This is a genomic window from Pseudomonas sp. BN607 (genome assembly GCF_029871175.1).
Classification (GTDB): domain Bacteria; phylum Pseudomonadota; class Gammaproteobacteria; order Pseudomonadales; family Pseudomonadaceae; genus Aquipseudomonas.
Map to the genome: position 1 here is coordinate 222,475 of NZ_SSOE01000063.1, position 16,282 is coordinate 238,756.

The following is a 16,282-nucleotide window of genomic DNA, read 5'->3' on the forward strand; positions in this document are numbered from 1 at the left end:
GCCACAAGGCGCGCGGCCCGCCTTCAGAAGGAACCCGATGATGCGCCGTCCCGCCGCTTTGCTCGCCCTGTGTGCAAGCCTTGTGCTCTCTACCCAGGCCCTGGCGGCCGAGCTGCCGCAACGCTGGGTCAGTGCCGGTGGCGCACTGAGCGAGTGGATCGCCGCGCTGGGCGGTGAAGCACGCCTGGTTGGCGTGGACACCACCAGCCAGCACCCGGCCTCATTGAAGTCACTGCCCAGCGTGGGTTACCAGCGCCAACTGTCGGCCGAAGGCATTCTCAGCCTGCGCCCGGATGTGCTGGTGGGCACAGATGAAATGGGCCCGCCACCGGTACTGGCGCAAATCCGCAAGGCGGGCGTGCGGGTGGAATTGTTCTCCAGCAAGGCCGAGTTGGCGGCGGTGGATGAGAACCTCAAGCACCTGGGGCAGTTGCTTGGCGCACAAGAACAGGCTTCGTCTTTGGCGGCCGGTTACCACCAGCAGATTGAAGCCGTGCAGGCCAAGGCCAAGCAGGCCCAGGCCGGGCACAAGGCGCCGGGGGTGTTGCTGTTGGTCGGGCATGCCGGGGCCAAGCCGCTGATCGCCGGGCAGGGCACCGCGGGTGACTGGCTGCTGGGCCAGGCAGGTGGGCGCAACCTGGCAGAGCATCAGGGCTACAAGCATTTTTCCAACGAAGCATTGGCGGCGCTGGACCCGGATGTGATCGTGTTCTCCGACCGAGCGTTGGCTGATGAGCAGGCTTTGCAGGCGCTGCTGAAAGAAAACCCGGCGCTGGCCGCTTCGCGTGCCGTGCGGGAAAAACGCCTGGTGTCACTCGACCCGACATTGCTGGTCGGTGGGCTCGGCCCACGCCTGCCGGCGACCTTGCGATCGCTGGCAGTTGCGTTCTACCCGGCAGCCAAGGCCAGCTTCGCACAATGAAACAGCGGGTACAGCCACGAACGTTGTTCATTTGCCTGAGCCTGCTATGCCTGTTGGCGGTGTGGCTGTCACTGGCGTTAGGGCCGGTCAGTTTGCCGCTGTTCGATACCCTGCGCGCGGGCTTGCGGCTGTTGGGCTTGCCCATCGCCGCCGACGGGCTGCAACAGGCCGAGATGATTCTTGGCCAGATCCGCCTGCCGCGTACCTTGCTGGGGCTGGCGGTGGGCGCGGTGCTGGCGCTGTCCGGGGTGGCCATGCAGGGATTGTTCCGCAACCCACTGGCCGACCCCGGTCTGGTCGGGGTGGCCGCTGGTGCGGCGATGGGGGCCGCGGTCGCTATTGTCGGCGGTGCCTGGTTTGGCGGCATGCCGGAAGTTTTCGCACCCTACCTGCTGTCGTTCTGCGCGTTCGTCGGCGGGCTGGGTGTAACTGCGCTGGTCTACCGCCTTGGGCGTCGTGATGGGCAGACCAACGTCGCCACCATGCTGCTGGCTGGCGTAGCGATGACCGCGCTGGGCGGCGCGGCCGTGGGGTTGTTCTCCTACCTGGCCGACGACGCCACCCTGCGCACGCTTACCTTCTGGAACCTGGGCAGCCTCAACGGTGCCAGTTATGAACGGCTATGGCCATTGTTGCTGGTAGCGGCGGGCGTTGCAGTGTGGCTGCCGCGCCGGGCCAAGGCGCTGAATGCCTTGCTGCTGGGGGAGTCCGAAGCGCGTCACCTGGGGGTCGATGTGGAGCGGCTCAAGCGTGAGCTGGTGTTCTGCACGGCGCTGGGCGTTGGCGCCGCTGTGGCGGCTGCCGGGCTGATTGGCTTCATTGGCCTGGTAGTGCCACACCTGGTGCGCCTGCTGGCCGGGCCGGATCACCGCGTGGTACTGCCAGCCTCGCTAATGGCCGGGGGCGTACTGATGTTGTTTGCCGACCTGGCGGCGCGGTTGCTGCTGGCACCGGCCGAACTGCCGATCGGGATCGTCACCGCCTTTATCGGTGCGCCGTTCTTTCTGTTCCTGCTGATGCGAGGGCGCAGTTGATGTTGCAAGTCGAGGGTCTGCACCTGCGGCGGGGAAGCAATGAGGTATTGCATGACATTCACCTCGCGTTGCACCCAGGGCAGGTTGTGGGTGTGCTTGGCCCCAACGGGGCCGGCAAGAGCAGCCTGCTGGGCGTGCTTTGCGGTGAGTTGGCGCCCGATCGTGGGCAGGTGACATTGCAAGGCCGCCCGCTGCTTGACTGGGCAGGGCAGGAACGGGCCAGGCGCCTGGCGGTGCTGCCCCAGGTGTCCAGCCTGGGCTTTGCGTTCAGGGTCGAGGAAGTGGTAGCCATGGGGCGCATGCCTCATGGCACCGGGCAGCGACGCGATTCGGAAATTGTCGAAGCGGCCTTGCAGGCGGCGGATGCCTGGCATCTGCTGGAACGCAGTTACCTGGCATTGTCCGGCGGCGAGCGACAGCGGGTCCACCTGGCCCGTGTGCTGGCGCAGTTGTGGCCGGGAGAGGAGGGCTCGACGTTGCTGCTAGACGAGCCCACCTCGATGCTCGACCCGCTGCACCAGCACACCACCCTGGAGGCGGTGCGCCGCTTTGCCGACCGTGGTGCTGCGGTGCTGGTGATCCTGCATGACCTGAACCTGGCGGCGCGCTACTGTGACCGTATCCTGTTGCTGGAACAGGGGCGCTGCCATGTGTTTGCCGCGCCTGAACACGTGTTGACACCGGCGGCGCTGAAGGCGGTTTACGGGATCGATGTGCTGGTGCAGGCGCACCCGGAGCGGGGTCATCCGCTGATCATCACCCGTTGAGGCTGGCGCGCCCGCTGGGAACCGTGCAGGTCATCAATGGAGGAAATGCCAATGCGACACCCGCTGCTGTCCGGTTTTTCGCTGTGCCTGCTGCTGGCGCTGGGCGGCTGCCAGGCCAGCCTGCCCCCGCTGCCTGCCTGGCAGAGTAGTGAAGGGCGCACCGATGCCGAACTGGGGCATATTGTCGATCTCGCTAATGGGCAGGTAATCAGCCCTGATCAATTGGTGCAGCGCCTGGCTGTCGTCCCGCGAGTGCTGGTCGGCGAAAAGCACGACAACCCCGACCATCACGCGCTGCAACTGTGGTTGCTGCGCGCCCTGAATAGCCAGCGTACCCAAGGCAGCCTGTTGCTTGAGATGCTGCAACCTGAACAACAGCCGCTGGTGGAAAAGCTTGCGGGGCAGCCTTTGCCGGCAGACGTGCCCAAAGCACTGGCCTGGCAGGAGGGTTGGGATTGGCAGTTGTACGGGCCGATCGTGCGTGAAGCCCTGCACCAGCAGGTACCCCTGCTGGCCGCCAACCTTTCGCCAGGCGAGATGCGCCAGGCTTATCGGCAACCGGCGCCGTTGCCGGGCGAAAAGTCCAATGCTGCGAACGTGAAAGCGATTCTGCTGGAGCAGGTGCGCGCCGGGCATTGCGGGATGCTGCCAGAAAGCCAGTTACCAGCGATGCTGGCCGTGCAACAGCAGCGGGACCGACGCATGGCCGAGCGCTTGTTGGCGGCGCCGCTACCGGCGTTGCTGTTTGCCGGGGCCTACCACGTGCGCAAGGACCTGGGGGTGCCGTTGCACCTGAGTGATCTGGGCGCGCAGGGTGAGAGCAAGGTGCTGTTGCTGGCTGAAGTGGGTGAACGGGTTGAAGCAGGGCAAGCCGACTACGTGTGGTACACCGCGGCGATGCCGGAGCAGGATTACTGCGCTCAACTGAAGCGATAAGACGTACCGAACGCCAGGCAAAAAAAGACCCGGCAAATTGCCGGGTCAATAACCGTGATTAGCCTGATGAGGAGATAATCTGAGAGTCCGAACCAGGGGCTCTTAGGTTATCCAACCAGTCTCGCGACCAGTTGTGATAATCATAACAATTCTCATTTAGCCGTCAATCCCCTTTTCTCGATTATTTTGGATTTTTTTGTGCAGGGCTTTTTGCATCCAGCTGTTGGTTGAGTGCTTCTTTGCGTTCGAGTGGCAAATCGTTCCAGTGCATGTCCAGCAGGGCGCCCTCAATGGCATACAACAGCACCTTCGATGCGCGAAACCCTCGTGTCTTCACGGCCTGGTATGCACCCACCGCGCCCAGGCGACGCAAATCCGATGCGCTGTGGATGCCGGCTGCATGCAGCCACTGCGCAGAGGTCTTGCCAAGGTTCTTCAGATGCTGCAATTCATCGTTCATCGAGCCTCCTTGCGATGGCTGAACGGGTCATGGGGAGATAAATCGCGAGCAGGTCAGAGAGGAGTGTAGCGGGGGATATGAAATGCGCGGCCTTTTGCCATCGGGGCGATGAGCTGCCGCTCACTGTGCCGACCCCTTCGCGGGTGAGCCCGCTCTCACAAACTGGTCTACAAGCCTCAAGGTTGGCGTAGTACCTGTGGGAGCGGGTTTATCCGCGAAGCGGCCACTGCAGGGAAACGATGAACTTACAGGCCTGGCAAACGCTGGCGAATCTGCTCGATCACCTGGTCCATGCTGCCAGCAGTCTGGGTGTCGACCGGGGTGCTCTGCACCAGCTCCTGTGCATCCAGCGCCTCGCGGCTGGCCTGTTGGGCCTTGACCACGTCCAGGGTAGCGTCCGACGGGTCGCTGTTCTCGGCCTGGCGCTGCTCCAGCCAACTGGCGATCACTGCATCCGGCGCGTGGCAGTCGAGAATCAGGAATGGCACTCCAGTCTGGCTGGCGACGTCTGCTGCGGCCTGGCGCTGCTCCCGCTTGAGGTAGGTGGCATCCAGTACCACCGGGAAGCCAGCCTGCAGCACGGTTGCGGCTATTTCGTGCAGGCGCTGGTAGGTAGCGGCGCTGGCGTCCTGGTCGTAGATGCCAGTGCTCAAGTGGCCAGCGTCGGCTTGCTGCTGTTCGCCGAACAGGCGCTTGCGCTCAACGTCCGAACGCACGCGCACCGCACCCAGGGCCTCGACCATGCGCATGGCCACGTGGCTTTTGCCCACCGCCGAAACGCCGTGGGTGATGGCCAGCAGGCGCGACGGTATGGCGCTGTAGCTCTCCGCCAGATTGGCGTAATTGCGGTAGGTGCGCAGGGTGGTGGCACGTTGCACGCCATCGGCATTGGCCGGCATGCTGAAGAGCGCGACCTTGGCCCGTACCAGGGCCCGGTAGGCTTTGTAGAAGTTGAGCACTTCCAGGCCTTCATAATCGCCGGTCAGCTCGAGGTACTGGCTGATGAAACGGCGTGCCAGGCACTTGAGGCCTCGATCCTCCAGGTCCATGGCAAGGAAGCCGGTGTCGGCCCAGACATCGGTCATGCGGAACGGTTCGTTGAACTCGATGCAGTCGAAGATCACCACCTGGCCGTTGATCAGGGTAGCGTTGCCCAGGTGGATGTCGCCGTGGCACTCGCGGGTGAAGCCATTGGCCTTGCGCGAGGCGAACAGGCCTTGCAGCCGCTCGAAACTGCTTCGCGCCCAAGCCTGCAGGTTGTCCAGTTGCAGCAGGTCGGCCTTGTCGCTGAGGAATGGGCGGATCTGCTCGAAGTTCTGCTCGACCGGGGCCATGACGCTTTCAGGCGAGCCATAGGGCTGCTCGGCAGATACCTTGGGGGTTTGCAGGTGGAACTCGGCGATCTGCCGGGCCATCTGGTCGATGTGCGTGGCATTCAACTCGCCATTGGCCTGCAGGGTGCTGAGCATCTGCCCCTGCGGGAACTGGCGCATCTTCAATGCATATTCGATGGCTTCGCCTTCGCCACCCAGCTGCGGCGTGTCGGCGCTACCGGTGATCGGCAATACGTCCAGGTACAGGCCTTCGGTCAGGCGCTGGTTCAGGCGCAACTCTTCGTTACAGAAATGCTGGCGCTGGCCCAGTTCGGTGAAGTCGAGGAAGCCGAAGTTCATCGGTTTCTTGATCTTGTAGGCGTACTCGCCAGTGAGCAGGACCCAGGAGATATGCGTCTCGATGAGCTGGAACCCATCCACGGGGTGGGGGTACAGGGCTGGGTTCTGCAACGCAGTGATAAGAGCTTGGCTCACGGCAAATCCTTCCGGGGGCAGGGAATTCGAATGCGCCATTATGGTCAATGGTGCCGTCCCTGCCTACCGCCGGGCCGTCTGCCCAGCCTTTATAAAGTGCGTATAATCCGCCGCCATGACCCGAACCCGAAATTCCCGTACTCCTCAGAAACGCCCGACCGGCCGCTCCCGCGCCTGGCTGGGCTGGGCTTTGAAGCTCAGCCTGGTAGGCTTGGTGATCGTTGCCGGCTTCGCGGTTTACCTCGATGCTGTCGTGCAGGAGAAGTTCTCCGGCAAGCGCTGGACCATCCCCGCCAAGGTGTATGCCCGGCCGCTGGAGCTGTTCACCGGCCAGAAGCTGAGCAAGAACGACTTCCTCACCGAACTCGATGCGCTCGGTTACCGCCGCGAAAGCGCGGCCAACGGCCCGGGTGCTGCATCGATCAACGGCAATACCGTCGACCTCAATACCCGTGGCTTCCAGTTCTACGAGGGCATGGAACCGGCGCAGTTCGTGCGAGTGCGGTTCTCTGGCGATTACGTGGCCGGCCTTTCCGGGGCCAACGGCAAGGCGCTCGACGTGGTGCGCCTGGAGCCGCTGATGATCGGCGGCATTTACCCGAAAAACCTTGAAGACCGCATTCTGATCAAGATCGACCAGGTGCCCAAGTACCTGCTCGAAACCCTGGTGGCCACGGAAGACCGTGACTTCTACAGCCACCACGGCGTGTCGCCCAAGTCCATCGCCCGCGCCATGTGGGTCAACACCTCATCGGGCTCGATGCGCCAGGGCGGCAGTACCCTCACCCAGCAGTTGGTGAAGAACTTCTACCTCAGCAGCGAGCGCAGCCTCAGCCGCAAGCTGACCGAGGCCATGATGGCGATGCTGCTCGAGCTGCATTACGACAAGCGCGAAATCCTTGAGGCCTACCTCAACGAGGTGTTCGTCGGTCAGGACGGCCAGCGTGCCGTGCACGGTTTCGGCCTGGCCAGCCAGTTCTTCTTCAGCCAGCCACTATCGGAGCTGAAACTGCACCAGATCGCCCTGCTGGTGGGCATGGTCAAAGGCCCGTCCTACTACAACCCTCGGCGTTACCCTGATCGCGCCCTGGCGCGCCGCAACCTGGTACTCGACCTGGTGGCCGAGCAGGGTGTGGCCAGCCAGGCCGAAGTCGATGCGGCGAAGAAGATGCCGCTGGGCGTGACCAAGCGCGGCAGCCTGGCCGACAGTTCGTTCCCGGCCTTCCTCGACCTGGTCAAGCGTCAGCTGCGCCAGGACTACCGCGATGAAGACTTGACCGAAGAAGGCCTGCGCATCTTCACCAGCTTCGACCCGATCCTGCAGATGAAGGCCGAAACCTCGATGAGCGAGACCTTCAAGCGCCTGGCAGGTCGCAAGGGCGCTGACGAGGTGGAATCGGCAATGGTCGTGACCAACCCGGAAACCGGCGAGGTTCAGGCGCTGATCGGTAGCCGCCAGGCGGGCTTTGCAGGCTTCAACCGGGCCATCGACGCGTCGCGGCCGATTGGCTCGCTGGTCAAGCCGGCCGTGTATTTGACCGCGCTGGAGCAGCCGAGCAAGTACACCCTGACCAGCTGGGTGCAGGATGAGCCGTTCTCGGTCAAAGGTGGCGATGGCCAGGTGTGGCGCCCGCAAAACTATGACCGCCGCCCGCATGGCACCATCTACCTGTACCAAGGGCTGGCCAACTCCTACAACCTGTCGACCGCCAAGATCGGCCTGGAAGTGGGCGTGCCTAACGTCATCAAGACCATCGGCCGGCTGGGGGTGAATGTCGACTGGCCAGCCTTCCCGGCCATGCTGCTGGGTGCCGGCGGCATGTCGCCGATGCAGGTCGCGACCATGTACCAGACCATCGCCAATGGCGGCTTCAATACGCCAATGCGCGGTATTCGCAGTGTCCTGACTGCCGAAGGTGAGCCGCTCAAGCGCTACCCGTTCCAGATCCAGCAAACCTTCGACCCGGGCGCCATCTACCTGGTGCAGAACGCCATGCAGCGGGTGATGCGCGAGGGTACCGGGCGCTCGGTGTACAACACTTTGCCGCGCTCGCTGACCTTGGCGGGTAAGACCGGCACCAGTAACGACTCCCGCGACAGCTGGTTCTCCGGCTTCAGCCAGGACCTGCTGGCGGTGGTGTGGATGGGCCGTGACGATAACGGCAAGACGCCGTTTACCGGTGCCACCGGTGCCTTGCAGGTGTGGACCAGCTTCATGAAGAAAGCCGACCCGCTGCCGCTGGACATGCCGCAGCCGGACAACGTGGTGCAGGCCTGGATCGACCCCTACAGTGGCCATGGGTCTGACGGTAGCTGTCCGGGAGCGGTGCAGATGCCGTATATTCGCGGCAGTGAACCGCCCGCCGGCGCCACCTGTGGCGGCGAGCAGAATCCAGCCGAATCGGTCATGGACTGGGTCAAGGGCTGGATGAATTAAGCACAGGCTGCATTGATGAGGTGTGAAGTGAACAAGTGGCTGTTTCCTGCCGTGACGGCGCTGGCTGTGCTCCAGGGGTGCTCCAGCGTCCCGCGCGGCAATATTCCGGTGGTCGATTCGAGCACCCGCGTGTCCAATAGCGAGCGTGTCCAGGCCCGTGCCCCAGTCGCCGGCATGAATAACGGCACCGCCCAGGCGCAGTCCCTGCCAGAAGATTCCGGTGTCACCGTGATGATTCCGCAGGGCGCTGGCGCTGCAGGCATCCAGACCTTCCCGGCAGCCAATGGCGCGGCACCGATCAGTACGTCGCCGATCACTCCAGGCCCGATTACCCCGGGCCCGGCAACTTCGGCGCCGATGACCACCGACCCGAACCCCGTTTCCGATGAACCGTTCGACATCGCCGCGATGAATGGCTCTTCGCCAAGCAGCAGCGCGCCAACCGGTATTCCGCGCAGTGGCACTGCTGCCGGGGGGCTGTCGGCTGATGAGCAACTCGACGGCCCGGTGCTGGCACTGCTGACCACCGCGCAAACCCAGCAGGGCAGCGGTGACTTCAACGGTGCCGCTTCCAGCCTGGAGCGTGCCCAGCGTATCGCTCCGCGCGAACCGCAGGTGCTGTACCGCCTGGCCCAGGTGCGCCTGTCGCAAGGGGATGCGCCGCAGGCCGAGCAGCTGGCGCGCCGTGCGCTGACGTATGCCAACGGTCGCCCGAGCCTGCAGGCCGAGCTGTGGAATACCATCGCCCAGGCCCGCGAAAAGCAGGGTGACAGCGCTGGCGCCGCACTGGCCCGCCAAAAGGCGCGGGTCAATTCGTGATGATCGAGCAACGTATTCTTGATATTGCCGACCACCTGCTGCTGATCGAGCGTGAGTTGCAGGTGCAAGGCTGGTGGGATGCCGAGCCGCCAAGCGACGAAGCGCTGGCCAGTACCATTCCGTTCGCCGTTGATACCCTGCGGTTCGAGCAATGGCTGCAATGGATCTTCCTGCAGCGCATGAAGATCATCATCGAACTCGGTCAGCCGCTGCCCAACGCCTCCAGCATCCTGGTCATGGCTGAAACGGTGTTTGCCGACCGGCCGGAGCAAAGTCGTGAGCTACGCCGCCTGTTGGCAGCTTTTGACCAATTGATCGCTCCTTCCGCCTGATTTCTTCAGTTTTTCCTTCAAGGGCCGCAGATTGTGGCCCTTTTTTATGGAAATCTTATTAATTCTGCTGCTGAAGCGATTTTTAGTGGTGGCGGGAATTCATCTTGGGGAAAAATTGGCAATAATTTTTCTTGACTTGTTGGCGCCGAATCACAAGAATCCAACTTCCGCTTTAGAGGGACTGCCAGAAGCAGACCCGCTAGGCAGATCATGAGGCGCACACCCGCGCCGACCTGTTACACCCCGCAACGCGTTACCTCGCGCTGGGTGGGAAAACCCCGCAACACTCAGGGGTGCTCCCAATACTTGCTCAGTCAGTGCTGACGTTCGCTCATGCTCTGCTTGGCAGTAAACCTATTAAGACCCGCCTAGTGAGGGCGGTATTCTGGCGTTTTAGAGGTGAACAACGTGGAGCTTTTATCTGGCGCTGAGATGGTCGTCCGCTTCTTGCGTGACGAAGGCGTTAAGCACATCTACGGGTACCCTGGTGGTGCTCTCCTGCATGTTTACGACGCCCTGTTCAAAGAACCGGAAGTGGAACACATCCTGGTTCGTCACGAGCAGGCGGCAACCCATATGGCGGACGGCTACGCCCGCGCCACCGGCAAGGCCGGTGTGGTGCTGGTAACCTCCGGCCCAGGCGCGACCAATGCCATTACCGGCATTGCCACTGCCTACATGGACTCGATTCCGATGGTCATCCTGTCCGGCCAGGTGCCTAGCACCATGGTAGGTACCGATGCCTTCCAGGAAACCGACATGATCGGTATCTCGCGGCCGATCGTGAAGCACAGCTTCATGATCAAGAACCCCACCGAGATCCCTGAAGTTCTGAAAAAAGCTTTCTACCTGGCGCAATCCGGTCGCCCAGGTCCAGTCGTGGTCGACATTCCAAAAGACATGACCAACCCGGCTGAGAAGTTCGAATACGTCTACCCGAAAAAGGTCAAGCTGCGCTCCTACAGCCCAGCGGTCCGTGGCCACTCCGGCCAGATCCGCAAAGCTGCCGAGATGCTTCTGGCTGCCAAGCGCCCGATCGTTTATGCCGGTGGTGGCGTGATCCTCGGCGGTGGCTCCGAAGCCCTGACCGAAATCGCCAAGTCGCTGAACCTGCCCGTCACCAACACCCTGATGGGGCTGGGTTGCTTCCCGGGTACCGATCGCCAGTTCGTTGGCATGCTCGGCATGCATGGCAGCTACACCGCCAACATGGCCATGCACAATGCCGACGTGATCTTCGCCGTCGGTGCGCGCTTTGACGACCGTGTGGTCAACGGCCCGGCCAAGTTCTGCCCGAACGCCAAGATCATCCACGTCGACATCGACCCCGCGTCGATCTCCAAGATGATCAAGGCCGACGTGCCGATCGTCGGCCCGGTCGACAGCGTGCTCAGCGAAATGCTCGGCATTCTCAAGGAAATCGGCGAGCAGCCTGACAAGGCGGCGCTGGATGCCTGGTGGAAGCAGATCGACGAATGGCGCGGCAATGGCGAACTGTTCCCTTACGACAAGGGCGACGGCAACGTCATCAAACCGCAGAAAGTCATCGAGACCCTGTGCGAAGTGACCAATGGCGACGCCTTCGTCACCTCCGACGTCGGCCAGCACCAGATGTTCGCGGCGCAGTACTACCGCTTCAACAAGCCGAACCGCTGGATCAACTCCGGTGGCCTGGGCACCATGGGCTTCGGCTTCCCGGCGGCGATGGGCGTCAAGCTCAACTTCCCGGACCAGGACGTGGCCTGTGTGACTGGCGAAGGCAGCATCCAGATGAACATCCAGGAGCTGTCCACCTGCATGCAGTACGGCCTGCCGGTGAAAATCGTCAACCTCAACAACGGTGTGTTGGGTATGGTCCGCCAGTGGCAGGACATGGCCTACAACGGTCGTCACTCGCACTCGTACGTCGAGTCGTTGCCTGACTTCATCAAGCTGGCGGAGGCCTATGGCCATGTGGGTATCCGCATCACCAGCCTGAAGGACCTCAAGCCGAAGCTGGAAGAAGCGTTTGCGATGAAAGACCGCTTGGTATTCATCGACATCGCGGTTGACCGCAGTGAGCACGTCTATCCGATGCAGATCAAGGATGGCTCGATGCGTGACATGTGGCTGAGCAAGACGGAGCGTACCTGATATGCGGCATATCATTTCCCTGCTGCTGGAAAACGAACCCGGTGCTCTGTCCCGTGTGGTCGGCCTGTTCTCCCAGCGCAACTACAACATTGAAAGCCTGACTGTGGCGCCGACCGAAGACCCGACCCTGTCGCGTCTGACGCTGACCACCGTTGGCCATGATGAAGTGATCGAACAGATCACCAAGAACCTGAACAAGCTGGTCGAAGTGGTCAAGCTTGTCGACCTGTCGGAAAGCGCTCACATCGAGCGTGAACTGATGCTGGTCAAGGTCAAGGCCACCGGTGCCCAGCGCGCCGAGATCAAGCGCACCACGGATATCTTCCGTGGCCAGATCGTCGATGTTACCGCCAGCGTGTACACCGTACAGCTGAGCGGCACCAGCGACAAACTGGACAGCTTCATCCAGGCGATCGGCACTGCATCGATTCTCGAAACCGTGCGCAGCGGCGTTACCGGCATTGCCCGTGGCGACAAAGTGCTCAGCATCTAAATTCAAAAATTAGCGATGGCTCCGCAGGGGGCCGAGATATAACCAGGGGTATTTTCATGAAAGTTTTCTACGATAAAGACTGCGACCTTTCCATCATCCAGGGCAAGAAAGTCGCCATCATCGGTTACGGCTCCCAGGGCCACGCTCAAGCGTGCAACCTGAAAGACTCCGGTGTAGACGTTACCGTCGGTCTGCGTAAAGGTTCGGCTACCGTTGCCAAGGCTGAAGCCCACGGCCTGAAAGTTGCCGATGTTGCTACCGCTGTCGCTGCGGCTGACCTGGTGATGATCCTGACCCCGGACGAGTTCCAGGGCGCGCTGTACAAGAACGAAATCGAGCCGAACATCAAGAAGGGCGCTACCCTGGCCTTCTCCCACGGCTTCTCGATCCACTACAACCAGGTTGTTCCGCGTGCCGACCTCGACGTGATCATGATCGCGCCGAAAGCCCCGGGCCACACCGTTCGCTCCGAGTTCGTCAAAGGCGGCGGCATCCCTGACCTGATCGCCATCTACCAGGACGCTTCGGGCAACGCCAAGAACGTTGCGCTGTCCTACGCTGCTGGCGTGGGTGGCGGCCGTACCGGCATCATCGAAACTACCTTCAAGGACGAGACCGAAACCGACCTGTTCGGTGAGCAGGCCGTTCTGTGCGGCGGTACCGTCGAGCTGGTCAAAGCCGGTTTCGAGACCCTGGTTGAAGCTGGCTACGCGCCGGAAATGGCCTACTTCGAGTGCCTGCACGAGCTGAAGCTGATCGTTGACCTCATGTACGAAGGCGGTATCGCCAACATGAACTACTCGATCTCCAACAACGCCGAGTACGGTGAGTACGTCACCGGTCCGGAAGTCATCAACGAAGAATCCCGCAAGGCCATGCGCAACGCTCTGAAGCGCATCCAGGACGGCGAGTACGCGAAGATGTTCATCTCCGAAGGTGCTACCAACTACCCATCGATGACCGCCAAGCGTCGTAACAACGCTTCGCACGGCATCGAGATCATCGGTGAGCAACTGCGCTCGATGATGCCTTGGATCTCGGCGAACAAGATCGTCGACAAAGCCAAGAACTAAGTAGTATCGCAACATGAAAAACGCGGCTTCGGCCGCGTTTTTTCGTTCTGGCAGCCAGCTTCTGGTATAAAGCAGACCAGTGGCCTGCCGTTAGAACCTGTTTCGCGGGCCCGTGTCGAACATTTTCCATCCTGTTGCAAGGTACCCTCCATGAGCGAACGTCCCGAAGAGCCGAACAAGCCCTCCGACGCCGAAAGCCTGCTACCTATTGATGAGCACGTTGAAGAAGGGCATGACGCTGAAGGCCGCAAGGTGCGCCATCGCGGCATTTACCTGCTGCCCAACCTGTTTACCACCGCCAACCTGTTTGCCGGCTTTTATTCCATCATCAGCTCCATGAGCGCGCAGAGCGCCCTGAGTGCCGGTGACCCGCGCGAGGCGAGCAAGTACTTCGCCTTTGCCGCGATCGCCATCTTTGTGGCCATGGTGCTCGATGGCCTGGACGGCCGCGTCGCGCGTATGACGAACACCCAGAGCGCGTTCGGTGCCGAGTACGACTCGCTGTCGGACATGGTCGCCTTCGGCGTGGCCCCGGCCTTGCTGGCCTTCGGCTGGGCGCTGGGCGACATGGGCAAGGTCGGCTGGATGGTCGCCTTCATCTATGTAGCCGGTGCGGCCTTGCGCCTGGCACGCTTCAATACCCAGGTCGGCACCGCCGACAAGCGCTACTTCATCGGCCTGGCCAGCCCGGCTGCCGCGGGTGTGGTGGCAGGTACCGTCTGGGCGTTCAGCGACTACGGTATCCAGGGTTCCAAGCTGTCGTTCCTGGTCGCGCTGCTGGTAGCTGCTGCTGGCATGCTGATGGTCAGCAACATCAAGTACAACAGCTTCAAGGAGCTGGACCTGAAAGGCCGCGTGCCGTTCGTGGCGATCCTGGCCGTGGTGCTGGTGTTTGCCGTGGTGTTCAGCGACCCGCCGCGCATCCTGTTGCTGATCTTCCTTGCCTACGCCGCATCGGGGCCGATCCAGTTCCTGCTCAAGGCGCGCCGGCGCAAAGCGTGAAAATCGCTTAACGCTGGAATAACCTTCCGGCTCCATAGTCATACTGGTACATCCGTTATCCAGTGCTGTGGAGCCGCCCATGCTCATCAAGCTTCCCAGATCCTCCGAGTGCAAGGCATCGGAGATCACCCCCGAAGGCGTCTATCTTTCCCGTCGTACTCTGCTGGGTGGTTCGTTCGCCGGTCTGGCTCTGGGCGCTTTGCCCGGTGTCGGGCGTGCGGCCGAAGCCAGCCGTTATGCCGATGTCGAGGCTGGCAAGGCGCCTGGCTGGTTCAGCGAAAAGCTGGCAGCCACCCAGTGGCAGGCAGTAACAGTGAAGGGCGAGGCGATCACGCCGTTCAAGGATGCCACTCATTACAACAACTTCTATGAGTTTGGGCCCGACAAGGGCGACCCGGCTGCCAATGGCGACAGCCTGAAAACCGAGCCGTGGTCGATTGTTGTGGACGGTGAAGTAGGCAAGCCTGGGCGCTATGCGCTTGAAGACTTCGTCAAACCTTATCAGCTTGAAGAGCGTATCTATCGGTTGCGTTGCGTCGAAGCGTGGTCGATGGTCATTCCGTGGCTAGGGTTTCCCTTGGCACACGTGCTCAAGCAGGTCGAGCCGACTGCCAAGGCGCGATATGTGCGTTTCGAAACCTTGAAAGACCCCGAACATATGCCAGGGCAACGCTCTGGGTTTGCTCTGATCGATTGGCCTTATAGAGAAGGGCTGCGTCTGGATGAGGCGATGCATCCGTTGGCTATTCTTGCTGTGGGTATGTATGGCCGGGAACTGCCTAATCAGAATGGCGCGCCGCTGCGCTTGGTGGTGCCATGGAAGTACGGCTTCAAGAGCATCAAGTCGATCGTGCGCATCAGTCTGGTGGCCGAGCAGCCTGGTACTACCTGGGAAGGCCTGGCGCCGGATGAGTATGGCTTCTATGCCAACGTGAACCCGACCGTCGACCACCCACGCTGGAGCCAGGCGCGCGAGCGGCGCTTGCCAAGCGGGTTGTTCAGTCCGAATGTGCGGGAAACACAGATGTTCAATGGCTACGCCGATGAAGTGGCGTCGCTGTATACGGGGCTTGATCTGCGGAAGAACTATTGATGCGTTATCCCTGGTTTCGCCTGGCCATCTTCATTGTCGGCTGCCTGTTCCCGGTGTGGTGGCTATATGAAGCGGCGATGAACTTGCTGGGGCCTGATCCCGGGAAGATCGTGATGGATCGCCTTGGGCTTGGGGCGCTTACCTTCCTGTTGGTGACCTTGAGCATGACGCCGCTGCAGAAGCTGACGGGTTGGTCTGGCTGGATCGTGGTTCGCCGGCAGCTGGGGTTATGGGTGTTCGCCTATATAGTGCTGCACATTCTGGCTTATCTGTTTTTCATTCTAGGGTTGGATTGGGGGCAGTTGGCGGTGGAGCTGCGCAAGCGCCCCTACATTATTGTGGGGGCGCTGGGGTTCCTGGGTTTGCTGGTGTTGGCGGTCACCTCGAACCGTTACAGCCAACGGCGGCTGGGTGCGCGGTGGAAGAAGCTGCACAGGCTGGTGTATGCAGTGCTTGGGTTGGGCTTGCTGCATTTCCTGTGGATCGTGCGTTCGGACCTTCGGGAATGGGCGATCTATGCGTCTATTGGGGTTGTGTTGATGGTATTGCGGATACCTGCTGTAACGCGGGCTCTTCCCAGGGCTGCCAGGAAGCAGGGTAGGGCGGTTTGAGACTGGGGTGGGGCTGCCAAGGTCCTGTCTTGAGATAGCAATGGCTGTAGAGGGTGCCCGCCTTTGTTTCTCTGGCGTCTGTAAGATCGAGCGCCGCGCGGGCGGCGCTCGGTCTCACAGGCGCTGAATGTGTTGTGGCGACCACCTGGTAGCCTTGATACGGTCTTCCCCCTGGAATATTTCAAATAAATGAAATTAAAGGTTGACGGCCTTTCGAATCCCCTTATAATGCGCCCCACTTCCAGCGACAACGGAACGACAAACTCCTTGAGATTCAATGAGTTAGGCGATTCGGAAGGTGCTGTAAGGGCTACGATCTAATGATCGCCAGCGGTTGAGATGATGGTTGACAGCGCTTTCAA

At 61.5% G+C, this 16,282-nt stretch carries 15 protein-coding genes; 13 read left to right on the plus strand and 2 right to left on the minus strand.

Annotated features, from left to right (window positions below):
• The first annotated feature begins 37 nt into the window (after positions 1-37).
• From E8E68_RS20870 to E8E68_RS20885, 4 genes are read left to right on the plus strand one after another with little or no spacing between them, the layout of a single operon-like run.
• Positions 38-922 carry an ABC transporter substrate-binding protein gene (locus tag E8E68_RS20870; protein ID WP_266031300.1) on the plus strand — a complete coding sequence of 295 codons (885 nt, stop codon included), beginning with the start codon at positions 38-40 and terminating at the stop codon, positions 920-922.
• A gap of 50 nt (positions 923-972) precedes the next feature.
• Complete coding sequence (locus E8E68_RS20875; RefSeq protein ID WP_266031318.1) at positions 973-1,956, plus strand: iron ABC transporter permease; 984 nt, start codon at positions 973-975, stop codon at positions 1,954-1,956.
• Positions 1,956-2,723 (plus strand): heme ABC transporter ATP-binding protein, encoded by a 768-nt coding sequence (locus E8E68_RS20880; RefSeq protein WP_266031301.1) that lies wholly within the window; start codon positions 1,956-1,958, stop codon positions 2,721-2,723. The genes E8E68_RS20875 and E8E68_RS20880 overlap by 1 nt, the downstream gene beginning before the upstream one ends.
• A gap of 51 nt (positions 2,724-2,774) precedes the next feature.
• Positions 2,775-3,659 (plus strand): ChaN family lipoprotein, encoded by an 885-nt coding sequence (locus E8E68_RS20885; protein WP_266031303.1) that lies wholly within the window; start codon positions 2,775-2,777, stop codon positions 3,657-3,659.
• Positions 3,660-3,840: 181 nt separating this feature from the next.
• On the opposite strand, the gene E8E68_RS20890 is transcribed toward E8E68_RS20885, so the two are convergent.
• Both E8E68_RS20890 and E8E68_RS20895 read right to left on the minus strand, forming a co-directional pair.
• Positions 3,841-4,119: a TfoX/Sxy family protein gene (locus tag E8E68_RS20890; RefSeq protein ID WP_110746216.1), complete on the minus strand. Its 279-nt coding sequence runs from the start codon at positions 4,117-4,119 to the stop codon at positions 3,841-3,843.
• A gap of 245 nt (positions 4,120-4,364) precedes the next feature.
• Positions 4,365-5,927, minus strand: a complete 1,563-nt coding sequence (locus E8E68_RS20895) for a bifunctional aminoglycoside phosphotransferase/ATP-binding protein (RefSeq protein WP_110746219.1) — start codon at positions 5,925-5,927, stop codon at positions 4,365-4,367.
• A gap of 115 nt (positions 5,928-6,042) precedes the next feature.
• Here E8E68_RS20895 and mrcB point away from each other — a divergent pair, with 115 nt between their 5' ends.
• The 9 genes from mrcB to msrQ all read left to right on the plus strand — a co-directional run bounded on the left by mrcB (position 6,043) and on the right by msrQ (position 15,920).
• Positions 6,043-8,364, plus strand: a complete 2,322-nt coding sequence (gene mrcB, locus E8E68_RS20900) for a penicillin-binding protein 1B (protein ID WP_266031306.1) — start codon at positions 6,043-6,045, stop codon at positions 8,362-8,364.
• 15 nt (positions 8,365-8,379) lie between these two features.
• Positions 8,380-9,183: a tetratricopeptide repeat protein gene (locus E8E68_RS20905; RefSeq protein WP_110746223.1), complete on the plus strand. Its 804-nt coding sequence runs from the start codon at positions 8,380-8,382 to the stop codon at positions 9,181-9,183.
• Positions 9,183-9,515, plus strand: a complete 333-nt coding sequence (locus E8E68_RS20910; RefSeq protein WP_110746225.1) for a YqcC family protein — start codon at positions 9,183-9,185, stop codon at positions 9,513-9,515. Before E8E68_RS20905 ends, E8E68_RS20910 begins: the two co-directional genes overlap by 1 nt.
• A gap of 408 nt (positions 9,516-9,923) precedes the next feature.
• Positions 9,924-11,648: an acetolactate synthase 3 large subunit gene (locus tag E8E68_RS20915; protein ID WP_110746234.1), complete on the plus strand. Its 1,725-nt coding sequence runs from the start codon at positions 9,924-9,926 to the stop codon at positions 11,646-11,648.
• A 1-nt stretch (position 11,649) separates the two neighbouring features.
• On the plus strand, positions 11,650-12,141 hold the full coding sequence (gene ilvN, locus E8E68_RS20920; RefSeq protein ID WP_003250040.1) for an acetolactate synthase small subunit: 492 nt from the start codon (positions 11,650-11,652) through the stop codon (positions 12,139-12,141).
• A gap of 56 nt (positions 12,142-12,197) precedes the next feature.
• Positions 12,198-13,214, plus strand: a complete 1,017-nt coding sequence (gene ilvC / locus E8E68_RS20925) for a ketol-acid reductoisomerase (RefSeq protein ID WP_056795202.1) — start codon at positions 12,198-12,200, stop codon at positions 13,212-13,214.
• 150 nt (positions 13,215-13,364) lie between these two features.
• Complete coding sequence (pssA, locus tag E8E68_RS20930) at positions 13,365-14,216, plus strand: CDP-diacylglycerol--serine O-phosphatidyltransferase (RefSeq protein WP_201199954.1); 852 nt, start codon at positions 13,365-13,367, stop codon at positions 14,214-14,216.
• Between the two features lie 79 nt (positions 14,217-14,295).
• The gene (gene msrP / locus E8E68_RS20935) at positions 14,296-15,309 is read left to right on the plus strand and encodes a protein-methionine-sulfoxide reductase catalytic subunit MsrP (protein WP_280344346.1); all 1,014 of its coding nucleotides are present in this window, start codon (positions 14,296-14,298) and stop codon (positions 15,307-15,309) included.
• Complete coding sequence (msrQ, locus tag E8E68_RS20940) at positions 15,309-15,920, plus strand: protein-methionine-sulfoxide reductase heme-binding subunit MsrQ (protein WP_280344349.1); 612 nt, start codon at positions 15,309-15,311, stop codon at positions 15,918-15,920. Before msrP ends, msrQ begins: the two co-directional genes overlap by 1 nt.
• Positions 15,921-16,282 lie beyond the last annotated feature (362 nt).

What these genes read in the sequence shown, in the direction of transcription:
- E8E68_RS20870 (WP_266031300.1), top strand. Translation starts at nt 38, where the DNA reads ATGATGCGCCGTCCCGCCGCTTTGCTCGCCCTGTGTGCAAGCCTTGTG.
- E8E68_RS20880 (WP_266031301.1), top strand. Translation starts at nt 1,956, where the DNA reads ATGTTGCAAGTCGAGGGTCTGCACCTGCGGCGGGGAAGCAATGAGGTA.
- E8E68_RS20885 (WP_266031303.1), top strand. Translation starts at nt 2,775, where the DNA reads ATGCGACACCCGCTGCTGTCCGGTTTTTCGCTGTGCCTGCTGCTGGCG.
- E8E68_RS20890 (WP_110746216.1), bottom strand. Translation starts at nt 4,119, where the DNA reads ATGAACGATGAATTGCAGCATCTGAAGAACCTTGGCAAGACCTCTGCG.
- mrcB (WP_266031306.1), top strand. Translation starts at nt 6,043, where the DNA reads ATGACCCGAACCCGAAATTCCCGTACTCCTCAGAAACGCCCGACCGGC.
- E8E68_RS20905 (WP_110746223.1), top strand. Translation starts at nt 8,380, where the DNA reads ATGAGGTGTGAAGTGAACAAGTGGCTGTTTCCTGCCGTGACGGCGCTG.
- E8E68_RS20910 (WP_110746225.1), top strand. Translation starts at nt 9,183, where the DNA reads ATGATCGAGCAACGTATTCTTGATATTGCCGACCACCTGCTGCTGATC.
- ilvN (WP_003250040.1), top strand. Translation starts at nt 11,650, where the DNA reads ATGCGGCATATCATTTCCCTGCTGCTGGAAAACGAACCCGGTGCTCTG.
- ilvC (WP_056795202.1), top strand. Translation starts at nt 12,198, where the DNA reads ATGAAAGTTTTCTACGATAAAGACTGCGACCTTTCCATCATCCAGGGC.
- pssA (WP_201199954.1), top strand. Translation starts at nt 13,365, where the DNA reads ATGAGCGAACGTCCCGAAGAGCCGAACAAGCCCTCCGACGCCGAAAGC.
- msrP (WP_280344346.1), top strand. Translation starts at nt 14,296, where the DNA reads ATGCTCATCAAGCTTCCCAGATCCTCCGAGTGCAAGGCATCGGAGATC.
- msrQ (WP_280344349.1), top strand. Translation starts at nt 15,309, where the DNA reads ATGCGTTATCCCTGGTTTCGCCTGGCCATCTTCATTGTCGGCTGCCTG.